Genomic DNA, 14,756 nt, shown 5'->3' with positions numbered 1-14,756 from the left:
GCTATACTCCATAGCCAAGGCAAAGTTTTCAGAAATTGGTAGATGTGTGCACTTGGTTTACAATGCCGGAGTTGTCGTGATGTCCGCGGCGGCGGTAAAAACCGTTGAGCAAGAAAGAGGCAGGCGTAGTGAAAGAAAAAAAAATAAATCCATTACTGGATGTGGAAGAACACGCTCAGGGTTTTTTACAGGTGCGCGAGGCGCATCGCCGGGAATTAATGGACGATTACGTTGAGCTGATTTCAGACTTAATTCGTGAATTTGGCGAAGCACGTCAGGTCGATTTGGCCGCGCGTCTGGGGGTTTCACAGCCCACCGTTGCAAAAACGCTCAAACGACTGGCCAATGCCGGACTGGTCCATCAGTTGCCCTATCGCGGTACCTTCCTGACGCCTGAAGGTGAGCGGCTGGCAGCAGAAAATCGTGAGCGTCATAACGTCGTAGAGGCATTTTTTATCGCACTTGGAATCAGCCACGAAACCGCCCGCCTCGATGCAGAAGGCGTTGAGCATCACGTCAGCGATGAAACGCTTGAAGCGTTCAGACGTTTTACTGCCGGGAAAAAAATCTGATCTCACCGTACATCCTATCTGCCGCCAGGTTCGTTTTTTGACCGGATCTGGTGGTTTTTCCCCGTATTCCCGCGCCTCCTGGTTTAATCGTAAAGCAATCTTTCCATAGGAATTTTTTGTACACAATTGCTGGCGTTACCTTGTCAGAATCCCCCTGATCTCCCGCCAACCTTTTCCCTCAGCTCAGCGTACCTTTATCCTCAGGAGTGATGGCATTTATGCCCCTCCCTGCATCCGATCCTTGCGCTTCGAGGTTTTTATGAAAAGGCTCTTATTGCTGATGTTGACTGCCGGCACCCTGATGTCTGCCAGTTTCGCATCGTTTGCCTACGGCTACTACGGGCATGGGTATTATCACGGTGGGTATGGAGGCCCGCGTATTATTGTCGGTATCCCCTGGGGACCGCCCCCGCCGGTGTATTACGGGCCGCCGCCGGTGGTCTACGTCACGCCTGCACAACCGCAGACGTATGTTGAGAAAACCCCTGACTATGCCTATTACTGCCAGAATCCTGCGGGCTACTATCCGCACGTGCAGCGCTGCCCGCGCGGCTGGATGAAAGTCGTTGTAGGTGATTCCGCACCGCGTTAACAGGTGATAATTTCATGAACAGGTTCACTCCGCTGGCGGTTATTACCCTGGCTGCAGCGCTTTCAGGCTGCGTATCTTCTCCCTCCCGGCCCGGTGTGATGGTGTTACCCGGTACCGGCAAAGATTATCAACAGTTCCGTATGGATGAAATGGCCTGCCGGAGTGACGCCTACAGCAGTGTTAACGGCGGCGCGCAAACGGCTAATAATAACGCGGTCAATACTGCCGCAGCGGGCACCGTTGTGGGTGCTGCGGCAGGGGCTCTGTTAGGCGCAGCGTCTCATCAGGCCGGAGCGGGCGCGCTGGTTGGCGCAGGCAGCGGTTTACTGCTCGGCAGTGCCATGGGCAGTAACGGCGCAGGCGTCAGCAGTGGCAATTTGCAGGACCAGTACGATACGGTGTACACCCAATGTATGTACGCCAAAGGCAATAAAGTGCCGGTCGATGCCCGCTATGATTATGGTTTGCAATCTCACACGCAGCCAGAGGTGCCACCGGACTACTATCCGGCACAGACAGGCAGCAACGACGTTCCGCCGGATTATGTACCTTAAGTTAATCAGAAAGGCTGCCCGCTGCATGGCAGCCTTTTGTTCCCTTTCCAGCCGTTCAGGCAAACGGCGCACGGCCATTAAGTACATCATCGATAACTTTCAGCACACCTTCTTCGCTGTTTGATGGTGCCGTGTATTTTGCGGCCGCTTTGGCCGGTGCAGAGGCGTTTTCCATTGCAAAACCAAATCCGCAATAGCTGAGCATTTCGAGATCATTACCGCTGTCGCCGAAAGCCAGCACTTCCTCATCGCGGATGCCATAGATTCTCTGGATTTTTTGCAGGCCGCAGGCTTTGTGATTGCCGCTGATGATAAGATCCACCGAGCCGTGTCCGCTGGTAACCGGTGCAACAATATTGCCCAAATGGCGGGTAATTTCGCCCATCAGCGGATAAACGTCATCCTCCCTATAGCTCAGCGCGAATTTGAAAATTGTGTCGCTGATTTCGGCATAATCGCTCACATTGCTCAGACGGTGATAGTAACGACGCATCCGGCGGATAAAGGCTTCGTCGGTGCCGTTCAGCACATACGCGCCATTTCTGCCACAGACGATAGTGTTAATGCCGGGTGTCCGGCTGATCCAGTGTAAAACGTCAGCGACCTGTTCAGGTTCGAGTTTGCCGCAGTAAATTTCTTCTTTTTTGTCGACGACATACCCCCCGCCTTCCGCCACGTAGGCAATCTGTTCATCGATATCATCAAAGAAAGATTTCAGCTGGTAATACTGATTGCCGCTGGCTACCACAAACTTGATTTCGCGTGCCAGCAGTTGCTGATATTGCTCGCGAAAACGGGTTTTATTATATTCGTGTTGCGGGTTCAGAAAGGTGCCATCCATATCTACGGCAATAAGTTTTACGGGCATTGCAGTTCCTTACAGGGTCGGATGTTTATCAGTCAAAGTAAAAGATGGCTGGCGGGGTTCAGGCGCCAGCTGGCAAATTTGCCACTCAGTTCTAAATCTTCAGTCTTAAAAAATAATCAATATTTCAGTTTGTATGCGCCGAACGTAATGATAAGGAACGCAGCCGCCACGGCTGAAAATGCCACATACAGACTGGATAAATGCGCGATAAAACCAATCAGCGCCGGCCCGCCCAGCACGCCGAGATACCCGAGCGTCGCGACCATCGCCACAGACATATTTACCGGCATCACTTTCTCCTGACCGGCGAGCGTAATCAGCACCGGAACGATATTTGCCGCCCCGATACCGACCAGCGCAAAACCGCATAATGGCAGGATCCAGCCCGGTAACAGTACCACCATCAGGTAACCTGCGATCCCCAGAATACCGCCTGCCACCAGTATACGTTTACGCCCCAATGCGCTGACAATCACATCGCCGGTCAGGCGCATCAGCGACATCGCGACAGCAAACACCGCAAAACCCCAGCCCGCATGTTCCAGCGCCAGCCCGCGTTCACGGGTCAGAAACACGCCGCCCCAGTCGAGCACCGCGCCTTCGGCCATAAAGCAAATCATCGCCATCACGGCCATCAGCACGAGACGAAAATTCGGCCTCGCTTTGGGTTTGCCCTCAGCCCCTTCTTCCTCATGCGCACCAAACGGTAACATGCCGCGAAAAGACCAGGCGGTCACGATGACAACCAGCGCCACGGCAAAAAACGTGCTGCCGAGCGGCGTGATGCCCGCACTGAGCAATAACGCGCCGCCACCGGCTCCGGCGATCCCGCCGACGCTCCACAGGCAGTGAAAGCCGGACATCAGCGGTTTATCCGCGGCCTGTTCGACCAGCGTTCCCTGCACATTGACCGCGACATCCGCCAGGCCAATACCCATACCGAAAATAAACAGGCTCAGCGCCAGCAGCCAGATATCACTAAAAACCGCCAGCACCGGTAACATCAGGCAATACAACACCACAGCGGCTACAATGACCGCACGGCAGCCGAACCGGCCAATAATCCGCCCGGAACCGAGCATCGACAACAGTGATCCGGCGCCCAGGCACAGCAGCAGTAAGCCGAGATCACCCGCTTCGGAATGCGTACGCAGTTGCGCATAAGGCACCAGCGCTGCCCACAACCCCATCGCCATACCGGTAACAAAAAAAATCGCCCGCGTAGCGATGCGTCGGGCAGGGCTTCCGGCATGCGAGTTCAGACTTTCTATTTCAGATGACAGTGACATCAGATTCTCCCGGCAAGAAATTAGTTATTAAAAGTCTTTTAATAACTACTCAGTATAGAGATGCCTGCAAAACAAAGTCAATGCGGATCACTCGCCGAAAGCGACGTGCAAATTATAATTATGCAAGGTCAGTTCAGTGATGCCTCGCAGATAATCCTGACGCATGGAAGGCCGGTAAATCAGCTCAGGCATATGTTGAACAGGAATATACTGCCGGCAAAGTTCAGCCAGCTGCGGCATCAGCGCGGTGCTGATTTTAGGGCCGGATAGCGCAATGGTAGCCGGGTTGATAATTGCCGTCAGTGACACAATCACTTTGGCCATTTCCTCCGCGACCGGCAGCGTGTTCATGTGTTCAAACGGCAGATTGGAGACCTCACCGGCAAACTGGCTCGCGCCCTGCAATACCTGGCCATTAATCACCATTCCACATCCGAGACACGGGACATCCGGTTTAAAAACGTAGGCCACCGGCGCGGTAACGCCCGCACAACTGCTGCGGTAAAATCCCCAGGCGGTGTAGTTCATGTCATTATCGACCTGCACGTACAGACCAAGCCGCTCACGCAACTGTTGCTCAATGGCAACGCCAGCAAACGCAGTGATATCACAGGTTGCAACGGTGCCTTTCACCACTACACCCGGCAATCCTACGCCCAGCGCTTTGATATTCGGGTAATCTGCCAGCAGGGATTCGATCTGCTGATAAAACCTTGCCAGCGTCAGCGGCAAAAAGCGTACCTCGCCCTGAGCCAGGCTTTCACCTGTGGCTGAATTTACCGACCAGATAATCTGCGCTGCCGCATCACTGCCCTGCGCGTACAGGCTCAGTACGGAAAAGAAATCCGGGTTATATGCATAGCGCTGCGCCGGACGCCCGCCACGTGAAACCTCCATTTCCAGCGCCATGACTTCATGACGCAGACTCAGTTCATTAAGCACCGCGCCACATGTCGCAATACTCAGTCCGGTGGCAACCGCCAAATCCGCTTTTGTCGCCGAGCCCAGTGATTTCAATGCATTAGTGACCATCACCACATTATTGATCTTCATTTCACGGGTAGTACGGTTGAGCGGAGTAAACATATTGCCTCGGGGATACGGGTAAGAATGAAGGGTAATTTAGCACAAAGTGGAGGCGGCCTTACTGGCAACGTCACGTCAGGCTGTAGACCGGATCTATGCATACGCGATTGCCCATGGCGCAACGGACGAAGGGGCACCGGGTTTACGCCCGCATTACCATGCGGATTATTATGGCGCGTATTTCCGCGATGCCGATGGCAATAAACTGTGTATTTACAGTCATGAACCCCAGGTCTGAATACCCTCCCCACTTTATCTGACGTTTTGCACAAGTCTGACGAGTTCTGTCTCGGCTTCCCCTTCGTCATGTCCGTCAGTAAAGCAGGCGCCGCTCACCGGTTCGCTGAGATCGGGGAAATGATAGACCGCATTGACACACGACGGGCCGCCGCCGGAGTGACCGGCTGAGCGCCCGGCCTTTCCCATAGCGCCCTTCATCAATCCGAGCGCGTAGCCGCATGCCGTCCACGGCCGGCCCTCAAGAGCGCCCCCGAGCGGATATGTCACCCGCATTTCGGCAAGCCATGCGGCGCTGAGGAGTTTTCCGGTGAATAAGCCGTGCAATAATCGGGCGGCGTCCCGCACATTCCCTGCCAGACAGCCATGATACACCCAGCCCGGATGGTACTTTCCGGCAGCCTCACAGTGTAGTTGGGCAAATTGTTCGCGTGTGGTGACAAGAGAAATGCTGTTAAGCCCGAGTGGTGTTGAGATAATCTCTGCGACAAGTTGCGCAAGATCCAGGCCAGACGCGGCTTCAATCTGCTCACGTACCAGCATGTAACCTACATTGGAATAGGACCAGCCTTCGCCGGGTGCAAACAGCATACCCTGAGCCAGGGCGGCACTGAGCAATGTTTGACGATCCCAGGGTTGCTCACCGGCGGCGACGGCGTCGTGATAGGCTTTCAGCGTGCCGTAATCCGGCAATCCGGCTGTGTGGTTAAGCAGTTGCCGCAGCGTATACGCTGCACCGTCGACAGGGCTGTCAGGTTGCAAGATACCGCGTTCACAAAGCTTCAGTGCGCAAATCGCTATCGCGGTTTTGGTGAAACTCCAGTAAGGGAAGCGGGCGTCAAAATTTCCTTCCCCCCTTTCTTCCCCCGAGGCTGAAATACAATAAGAATGGAATTTATGCATGACTAACCTCATCACAAGAAAGAAAGCAGGCAGGCACCCGGTGAAAATTAATGCCTTCGGCGTAACTGTTATTTTATGCTCTTGATTTACATGAAAATACCCAATTCAACGAAGCGCTTCAACCGAAAGTTCTCCTTCAGGTGACCTCTGTAAGGTCTTTTCCAATGGCTTTTACTGTCTGGCGGGGCAAAATTCAGCATACCGGTTATGATGAGGGCGGGCGAAGTTAACCGCGTTGGGCGGAGATGATCAGTGATTTCGTCAGTAAAACGGATAACGGACTCCTCTGAGTTCCCGGCATGCACATTCATCTCTGACCGCAGATCGGGTATATTGATACGCAGATCACAAAAATCCCTTAAAGGAAGACGTCGCATTATGAGTTATCGTTTCACCCTGGTTGCCGTGGCAGCTGTTTTAACCCTGACAGGATGTGCAAAATCGAAAACCGCCGATCAGGCACCGGCTTTCGATTTTGGCTCCACACGGGTGACCGTAACGCACATCCCGACGAAAACCGATGATGGTACCAAACTGTATGTGACCATTGATGGTAAAGATGCCGGTGCTCTTGGAATTGGTGAGAGCATGGAAGTACAACTTCCTGAGGGTAAACATAAAGTTGGCGGTTATGCGCGTTCACTGATTGGCCGCGTGACCATTTCACCTGTCGACGTTGCAACATCCCGGGATGCGATAAGCCACGTGACCTATTCTGTTGCAAACCTTAAACCCACCTTCCTCGTCCGTGCCTCAACACCGGTTCCTAAGCCTAAATCAGAATCGATTCCGGCAGAACCCGTTCCGAGCATGCCGAAACAAATTGAAGATCCTGTCACAGCAGAACAGACGCAAGCCGCAACGCCTGCTGCGCCGGTAACCCCTCAGCAAACGCAAGCCGCAACACCTGCTGCACCGGTAACAACTCAGCAAACGCAAGCGGCAACGCCTGCCGCGCCGGTGACAACTCAGCAAACGCAAGCCGCAACGCCTGCCGCGCCGGTGACAACTCAGCAAACGCAAGCCGCAACGCCTGCCGCGCCGGTGACAACTCAGCAAACGCAAGCCGCAACGCCTGCTGCGCCGGTGACAACTCAGCAAACCCAAACGCCGCAAGTTACCGAACTGACACCGACCACTCAGTCGCAGACATCACAAGCGACGCAGGGTTCTGCAACGCCTGTCATCACTGATCTTACTTCTACTCCTCAAGCTTAACCCGGTTTCTACTGCCGGTGCCTGATGCACCGGTGGTGACTTTCCTCAGAATTTCACTACCGCACCCAGTTCAATCACCCGGTTTGGCGGAATATGATAATGTTCCGGCGCGCGTAGTGAGTTTCGCTGCAATACCTGGAACAGTTTTCCGCGCGCCTTCAGGTACCACGGACGCGGTTCACCAAGAATAAACGTGTCACGCGACATGAAAAATGAGGTTTCATTCATGTTGCTTTTAAGCCCTTCCAGTCCGCAGCGATAAAGGATATCTGTCACATTCGGCTTCTCCCTCCAGCCATAACGGGCAATAACCCGCCAGAATGCCGGTGAAAGTTGCTCGATAATGACCCGCTGGACGTTATGCACATAGGGTACATCTTCCGTTACGATGGTCAGCAGCACCACGCGCTCATGCAGAATCTTGTTGTGTTTGAGGTTGTGCAGCAACACCAGCGGCACTTCATATTGCCCGCGCGACATGACTACAGCCGTTCCCGGCACCCGTTGTGGCGGCGATTTTTCAAGTGCGGTAATCAGCGCCTCCAGCGCTTCCGGATCCTGGCGCAGGCGGCGCAACAACCGCGAACGTTCCGTTTTCCAGGTCAGCATAATCACCAGAATAGCCACACCAATTGTTACCGGCAGCCAGCCCCCCGAGAAAAGTTTGCTCAGGTTGGCAGCAAACAACGGCACATCAATCAGCAGCATCGCCATAATCACCAGGCCACCTGCCCAACGTTTCCATCCCCAATTTTTGATCATCACAATGCCGATCAACACAGACGTGATCACCATCGTACCGGTGACTACAATGCCATACGCCGAGGCGAGGTTGCTGGAATGCCGGAAGCTGACGATCGCAATCAGTACGGCGAAATACAGCAGCCAGTTGACAACCGGAATGTAGATCTGACCGGACTCCACATCCGAGGTGTAAATAATGCGCATAGGAGGCAAATAGCCCATGCGCACAGCCTGACGCGTCAGGGAGAACACCCCCGAAATCACCGCCTGTGAGGCAATAACGGTCGCCAGCGTGGCCAGCACTAACAGCGGAACGAGCGCCCAGTCAGGTGCCAGCAGGAAAAACGGATTCTTAATGGTCTCAGGTTCGCTGAGTAATAACGCACCCTGCCCGAAATAATTCATCACCAGCGAGGGCCCGACCAGTATAAACCAGGCGATGCGGATGGGTTTCTTACCAAAATGCCCCATATCTGCATAAAGCGCTTCGCCGCCGGTAACTGAAAGCACCACCATACCGAGCGCGAAAAAAGAGACTGTTTTAAATTCCACAAAGAAATGCATCGCCCAGTAAGGATTGAGCGCCTGCAATACTTGCGGATTATGCACGATCCCGCTGATACCCAGCGCCCCGAGGGTGAGAAACCATATAACCATCACCGGAGCGAAAATTTTCCCTACGCTGCCGGTACCATTTTTCTGAATAAAAAACAGCAGCGTCAGGACGGCAATGGAAAATGGAATGATAAAGCGGTCTAATGACGGCTCAATGATTTCCAGCCCTTCAATAGCCGAAAGCACCGAGATGGCGGGCGTGATAACACCATCACCATAGAAAAAGCTGCCGCCAACCAGCCCGATAAACATAATGAAGGGGATCCAACGCGGATTGAGATTGCGGATCGCCAGTGCCATCAGGGTCAGGATCCCGCCCTCACCGCCATTGTCGGCGCGCATCACAAAACTGATGTATTTGACGGAAACCACCAGCATCAGCAGCCAGAAAATTAAGGACAAAAAACCGAAGAGAGAGCTTTGTGTCATGGTAATGCCCGCCTGTCCGGTCAGGCATTCACGTAGGGTATACAACGGGCTGGTACCAATATCGCCATACACGACACCGATACAAGCCACTGTTACAGTCAGCAGCGATGATTTATTTTTTGTTTGCTTCATGAGTGGCTTCACAATTCCGGGGACGACGTTGGTCGTCCCACCAAAAGAGTATAGCTGCTTCGCGGGAGGATCTCAGGCCCAATATGAAACGGTTACATTCATTATTGTCTTATATATCAGGTATTCACTTACAAACATGGCCTACATGTCTACAGACTACCAGGACTCTATCTGCGTGCGGGGTTTTGGATAATATCTCGGTATAAACCTTTCACAGGTTCAGTTAATAACTTATTAATTGATGAGGTCCCCAGAGCGGCTTCTTTTTTCATAAGGGATGCATAAGCGCGCAGATCAGCGTTCGAAGCAAGATCCCGTCTCATGCATTTGAGAATAATGGTGTTGGATTGCCGGGTCATTTCATAGCTGAAACTGAGCAACCCTAATATTTCTCTGGCTGTTACGATATGGTAAGCGCATTCATAATTCCACAAATTCCCGGGCGATAGATAAGACATAAGATGAAAATCAGCATATCTGTGTATTCCCCCCAACACCCAGGCATCATTAACAGTGGCGGCCCACTTATCCATGACCAAAACATTTCCCCGGGTATGTTTAGCCCATAAAGTATCACCTTTAGCTATACAATACTTTGCCAAAATCTCAGGTTTCCATAAATCACTGGCTCTGCCAATACGTATTGGACCGTAGATGAATTTTGATTTTTTATATACCTGCCAGCAGCACCCGGCTAATTTATTAAAGTTGTTATCCTTACCCATCCCATAAGGATAACATGCTTTCAGATGCGGATGCACTTCAGCATTTTCCTCCCATGAAAACATATTCTCCTTGGTTTTAAGACCAGGACTTTCAAGGTCCCGCATAATCGTTACCTGATTAAATATTTTCAATAAACTTAACCTTATCTCATTAATAATATTCGTAACGTAGATGATATAATCATTCCCTAACAGATAAGCAGCATTCAGCAAATCTATCGTCCGGGGTATTAATACCCCGTCCAGATCAGCAGGGAAAACATCCGAAATATTCCAAATTTTTATTTTTAACCAAACTACAGATCAAATCACTATATGCCCACCAATAATACGTAAAGCATGAGATTTTCCTGGGGGTTCAGGGCTGTAGCTTTAACGTACCCGATCGTATCTTCTCCGGACTCATACAACTCTTCTGCAAGATCAAAGTGTTCTGGTGATAAATTCGCCATCTTTCTTTTAATCTTATCCACCGAACGGATCAGTTTTTTCACTGTGGCAGAACTATCTTCATTCAATAATTCTTTTAAGATTTTTTTGGTGTCATCTGATAATTTACTTCTTCCCAGTGCCTTGAGAGCAATATAAATCTGCTGTTTAGCATTGTTAATAATAAAGGGTAAAAGTGTTTTCAATCTTTCTTCAGCTGGATGCATCATCATATCCTTATTGATAGCATTGTAAGACAAACTTCTGGTTTAACTGGCGTAGTGGCATGGCATTGCTTATAAAGTTACCCTTGGAAAAAATAACCTGTTACCTGTTTTCCGTGAAAAATAATGCGCAGGGAAGTAAATAAAAAAATGTCAATACTCAGGCCATTATTTAACTCCGAAACGGTACGCATTCAATGCATCAACTCTTTGTGTAAATTGTTTTAACAAGGCCGGATTCACTTCCCGATGATTTTCCTTATCCTGCCCGATCGTCCACAATAGTGTTTCCGCGCTGGTACCATTGCGTTGCAAATCCTGACGAATTTGATATACCGCCGTTTTCAACTCCGACACAGTCATATATTGACTGTGCTTCTTTTCAGCATTCAGCAGCCGGGCTTCAAGTTCATCAAGATGTTTGTTAGCCAGCACATAACCATCGAGCGCCGGAATATCACCTGCTTTTTCCTGTAAAGTACGACGCCATTGCGCGCTGTATTCATTATCCGGATACACCTTTTCCAGATGGTCGGATAATATCTCGCCCTGACGCAGCAGCATATCTGCGGGTTGCTCACTGATCCACGACAGAACCGGTGCGGCATGGGCTAACACCGCCTCTTTTTGTGCATTCAGGTCAGATGCAGGAGCATTCTCCCAGGCATCATTCAACTGACGTTCACTATGTTGTAACGCCATTAAGGGCAAACTCAGCTTTTCACTCAAGCTTAGTGTTTGTGATGAAGACCAGAGCGCTACTGCCACGACACAAACCGCTATACCCGCCGCCATTCCCCCCGATGCCCACAATAACGGACGCGGACGCGGTTCAGGAGCCAGTTGTATTTCTGGTGGTTCGGCAGCGGATATCATGTCGGCCACCGCCTGCGTTGCTTTCTTCTCATTGACGGGTTGCGGTGTATTTTCCTCCGCAACCGGCAAGATTTTCGCCACTTTGTGTGGAACAGGATACGGCACGGAACGGCAGCGGACTTGCAGGAAATAATGCAGATTATTGAGTGAATCATGGCTGCGTGACTGCAGGTTTTTTGACTGACTGCACAAAACACCAATGCTTCTCTCTACCTGACGCATCTCACCACTGTTTTCCGGCCCGTACTCCAGCGTATAGATATGTGTCGCCACATTGGCATTGAACCAGTCGATCAGTTGCTGACGCTGTTGAACGGCAGTCACCGGCGGCCAGCAACGCTGGCTGTTGTGAGTAAACGCCGTTGACAGCAGTTCGAGCGCCAGCGCCAGTCCTTTCCAGCTTTTAAGCCGCAGACTGATGAGACAAAACCACATGCCGCTTTGCAGATCATAACCATATTCATGAAAAAGCTGAAAACAACGCTCTTCCAGCAGATGCCAGTCCAGTTTTGCCGGCAGATTTCCGCTCAGATGGCTCAGCTCACTGCTCAGCAACAGAAACGATTTGCTGAGGCGCGGATCATGGCCGTTAATTTTTAACGCGCGTAAATTCACCCTGTTTTTCATGATTATCCTCTTCCTGCCGTTCAGACAGGTTGTTTAGCCACTGAATTTTTCGCGGCAGGCTGTCTGGACAATGTGAGCTGACCTTTACTGACGCCGAGTTGCAGGCGGATATCGGCTTTACTCTCAACCGCCAGTAAACGGTCGGTGAGGAGTGGCAGCAACTCCCGGTTCAGCACGGCATCAATTTCGCGGGCCCCGCTTTGCTCGACCTGGCAACGGCTGGCGATGAAATCCACCACTTTTTCGCTGTAGCTCAGGGAGGAGTTACCTTCACCCGCACGGCTGAAACGTTTACACACTTTATCGATTTTGAGACGGATGATTTTTGCCAGTGTTTCACCCACGACAGGCAGATAAGGGATCAGTTGCAGGCGTCCCATCAGTGCAGGACGGAAATATTGATCGAATTCAGGCCGCAGGAGTGCCGTCAGTGCTTTCTGATCGTTGTTTCCGGCAGCGCAGGCAGCCATCACCCGATCGCTTGCCAGGTTACTGGTCAGAATAATCAAGGTATTACGGAAATTGATCAGTTGGCCTTCGGCGTCTTCCATCACACCTTTATCAAATACCTGATAGAAAATTTCCATCACATCCGGATGGGCTTTCTCCACCTCATCGAGCAGGACTACACTGTACGGCCGACGACGTACCGCCTCGGTCAGCACTCCGCCCTGTCCATAACCCACATACCCGGGCGGGGAACCTTTCAGGCCAGACACTGAATGAGCTTCCTGATATTCAGACATATTGATGGTAATTAAACTTTGTTCACCGCCGAAAAGCAGTTCCGACAAGGCCAGCGCCGTTTCTGTTTTGCCGACGCCGGAAGGCCCGGCCAGCATAAAGACGCCGGTGGGCTTAACCGGATCCGCAAGATTGGCGCGACCGATGCGGATTTGCTGCGCAATGTCCGCTAATGCATGGGATTGCCCGATCACCCGGCTCTCCAGACGTGCGACCAGATCGCCGAGTTGTTGCTGTTCTTTTTCCATCATCCGGCCCAGCGGGATGCCGGTCCATCCGGCAATCACATCTGCGACACAGGTCGCATCCACACAGTCATACACCAGCGCCTGATCTTTATGCATCTCAGCGAGTTGTGCGCGCAATGCGGCAATCTGCGTCACATCCTCAATACGATTAATCTGCGCCACGATGTGTTGTTGCTGATGCCAGACCGGCAGCAATGCCTCCAGATTTTGCGTCAGTTCGCTTTCCCGCTGATCCAGCCATTTTATCCGCGGGTGGTTATCGCCCTCTTTCAGCAGACTTTCCCGTTCAGTGTGAATGTTGCTGATCATCGCATTGAGATCTTCGATCTCTTTGGGCTCATGGCACTGAGAAATCGCCACACGGGCGCAGGCAGTATCCAGCAGGCTTATGGATTTGTCCGGCAACTGGCGGCCAGAAATATAACGGCTGGAGAGACGAACAGCAGCCACCAGCGCGCTTTCGAGGATCTGTACGCCATGATGTTTGCTGAGTGCCGGTTTCAGCGACCGCAGCATAGCGGTGGCGGTCTCTTCATCAGGTTCCGCCACTTTGATCACCTGAAAACGACGCGCCAGCGCGGCATCCTTCTCAAAGTATTTTTTGTATTCAGCCCAGGTGGTAGCTGCCACCACGCGCATTTCCCCGCGCGCCAGCGCCGGTTTAAGCAGGTTTGCGGCATCATTTTGCCCTGCCTGACCGCCAGCGCCAATCAGCGTATGCGCCTCATCAATAAACAGAATAACCGCAGACGGGTACTCTTTTACTTCACGCAGCAAGGTTTGCAGACGGTTTTCAAATTCGCCTTTTACGCTGGCACCGGCCTGCAGCAATCCCATATCCAGCGACAAAATTTCCATTTCCCTCAACGCTTGCGGTACGGTGCCGTCCACAATCCGTTGCGCCAGTCCTTCAACCAGAGCTGTTTTTCCCACGCCCGGTTCACCCGTCAGCACAGGATTGTTCTGACGGCGGCGTAACAGCACGTCGATCAATTGACGAATTTCCTGCTCTCGCCCCAGCGCAGGGTCCAGCGCCGAATGACGCGCCTCTTCAGTCAGGTTTCGGGTGAATTTCATCACCGCTGAATCAGCGGTGTGACGGGGTGCAGCAGGATGATTCGTGGCCTGTTCCGGTCTGCAGGCATCATGCAACAACCGGTCAGCACGTTCAGCCTGACACAGTAGTGCCTGTTGTAAGGCGGGTGACAGGGGGTTCTGATTGTCTTTTTCACTGGTAATCAGGCTACCCAGTAAGGCCTGTACCGGCAGTTCTGTTTGCTGCCAACAGGCACTGGCATGCAGCCAGGACTTCTCCAGATGTTCGACCAGCAATTCTGACAATACCGGGCTACGGGTATTGCCGCTACGCAGATGATTGAGGCTGATTTTCAGCGCATCAATCAGCGTATCGCCACGCAAGCCCGCATCCAGGCAGAGTTGCTCAATCAGCGCAGGATTACGGGTCACCAGTGCAAGCAGTAAATGCTCAATGTCTACCTCGTGATGCGTACGGCTGACGGCAAGGCTGATCGCAGCGTCAAGGCACTCACGGGCTTCGACATTCATTTTCTCAACAATCTTCTTCAGGTAATTACCCATAAATAATCCCGTTTATTTTTTACAATCGTGCCCTGAATCAGGCAT

General features: G+C 51.9%; 14 protein-coding genes. 5 read left to right on the top strand and 9 right to left on the bottom strand.

Translation table 11 applies throughout. The annotated features are described in order from the left end of the window. The first annotated feature begins 128 nt into the window (after positions 1-128). The 3 genes from mntR to EVX52_RS07315 all read left to right on the top strand — a co-directional run bounded on the left by mntR (position 129) and on the right by EVX52_RS07315 (position 1,718). On the top strand, positions 129-572 hold the full coding sequence (gene mntR / locus EVX52_RS07325) for a manganese-binding transcriptional regulator MntR (protein WP_129953751.1): 444 nt from the start codon (positions 129-131) through the stop codon (positions 570-572). 259 nt (positions 573-831) lie between these two features. Then, on the top strand, positions 832-1,164 hold the full coding sequence (locus tag EVX52_RS07320; protein ID WP_129953620.1) for a hypothetical protein: 333 nt from the start codon (positions 832-834) through the stop codon (positions 1,162-1,164). A gap of 14 nt (positions 1,165-1,178) precedes the next feature. Continuing rightward, entirely contained in the window at positions 1,179-1,718 is a 540-nt protein-coding gene (locus EVX52_RS07315) for a glycine zipper family protein (protein WP_129990981.1), read from the top strand. A 55-nt stretch (positions 1,719-1,773) separates the two neighbouring features. Here EVX52_RS07315 and EVX52_RS07310 read toward each other — a convergent pair whose 3' ends face one another. The 3 genes from EVX52_RS07310 to EVX52_RS07300 form a co-directional block, all read right to left on the bottom strand. Next, complete coding sequence (locus EVX52_RS07310; protein WP_129953622.1) at positions 1,774-2,586, bottom strand: Cof-type HAD-IIB family hydrolase; 813 nt, start codon at positions 2,584-2,586, stop codon at positions 1,774-1,776. 116 nt (positions 2,587-2,702) lie between these two features. Continuing rightward, positions 2,703-3,875: an MFS transporter gene (locus tag EVX52_RS07305; RefSeq protein WP_129953623.1), complete on the bottom strand. Its 1,173-nt coding sequence runs from the start codon at positions 3,873-3,875 to the stop codon at positions 2,703-2,705. Between the two features lie 87 nt (positions 3,876-3,962). Further along, a complete protein-coding gene (locus tag EVX52_RS07300) occupies positions 3,963-4,961 on the bottom strand; it encodes an ROK family protein (RefSeq protein ID WP_129953624.1) in 999 nt (332 codons plus the stop codon). A gap of 46 nt (positions 4,962-5,007) precedes the next feature. Between EVX52_RS07300 and EVX52_RS07295 the strand changes: the two genes are divergently transcribed. Continuing rightward, positions 5,008-5,199, top strand: a complete 192-nt coding sequence (locus EVX52_RS07295; protein WP_129953625.1) for a hypothetical protein — start codon at positions 5,008-5,010, stop codon at positions 5,197-5,199. Positions 5,200-5,213: 14 nt separating this feature from the next. Here EVX52_RS07295 and EVX52_RS07290 read toward each other — a convergent pair whose 3' ends face one another. Next, on the bottom strand, positions 5,214-6,101 hold the full coding sequence (locus EVX52_RS07290) for a serine hydrolase (protein ID WP_129990980.1): 888 nt from the start codon (positions 6,099-6,101) through the stop codon (positions 5,214-5,216). A 378-nt stretch (positions 6,102-6,479) separates the two neighbouring features. On the opposite strand from EVX52_RS07290, the gene EVX52_RS07285 reads away from it, so the two are divergent. Next, on the top strand, positions 6,480-7,319 hold the full coding sequence (locus EVX52_RS07285) for a hypothetical protein (RefSeq protein WP_129953627.1): 840 nt from the start codon (positions 6,480-6,482) through the stop codon (positions 7,317-7,319). Positions 7,320-7,364: 45 nt separating this feature from the next. Here EVX52_RS07285 and kup read toward each other — a convergent pair whose 3' ends face one another. The 5 genes from kup to tssH form a co-directional block, all read right to left on the bottom strand. Next, a complete protein-coding gene (kup, locus tag EVX52_RS07280; protein ID WP_129990979.1) occupies positions 7,365-9,239 on the bottom strand; it encodes a low affinity potassium transporter Kup in 1,875 nt (624 codons plus the stop codon). A gap of 167 nt (positions 9,240-9,406) precedes the next feature. Next, positions 9,407-10,177, bottom strand: coding sequence for a hypothetical protein (locus EVX52_RS07275; protein ID WP_129990978.1), 771 nt, complete (start codon positions 10,175-10,177; stop codon positions 9,407-9,409). A gap of 98 nt (positions 10,178-10,275) precedes the next feature. Beyond that, positions 10,276-10,626, bottom strand: a complete 351-nt coding sequence (locus tag EVX52_RS07270) for a hypothetical protein (protein WP_205952644.1) — start codon at positions 10,624-10,626, stop codon at positions 10,276-10,278. Between the two features lie 159 nt (positions 10,627-10,785). Next, positions 10,786-12,120 (bottom strand): VasL domain-containing protein, encoded by a 1,335-nt coding sequence (locus tag EVX52_RS07265; RefSeq protein ID WP_129990977.1) that lies wholly within the window; start codon positions 12,118-12,120, stop codon positions 10,786-10,788. A gap of 20 nt (positions 12,121-12,140) precedes the next feature. Continuing rightward, on the bottom strand, positions 12,141-14,711 hold the full coding sequence (tssH, locus tag EVX52_RS07260; RefSeq protein WP_129953631.1) for a type VI secretion system ATPase TssH: 2,571 nt from the start codon (positions 14,709-14,711) through the stop codon (positions 12,141-12,143). Between the last annotated feature and the right edge of the window lie 45 nt (positions 14,712-14,756).

Origin of the sequence: Rahnella sp. CFA14(1/10) (genome assembly GCF_004195095.1) — a bacterium.
GTDB classification, from domain to species: domain Bacteria; phylum Pseudomonadota; class Gammaproteobacteria; order Enterobacterales; family Enterobacteriaceae; genus Rahnella; species Rahnella perminowiae.
The sequence above is the reverse complement of the archived record's forward strand: the minus strand, read 5'-3'. Positions and strand labels throughout refer to the sequence as shown.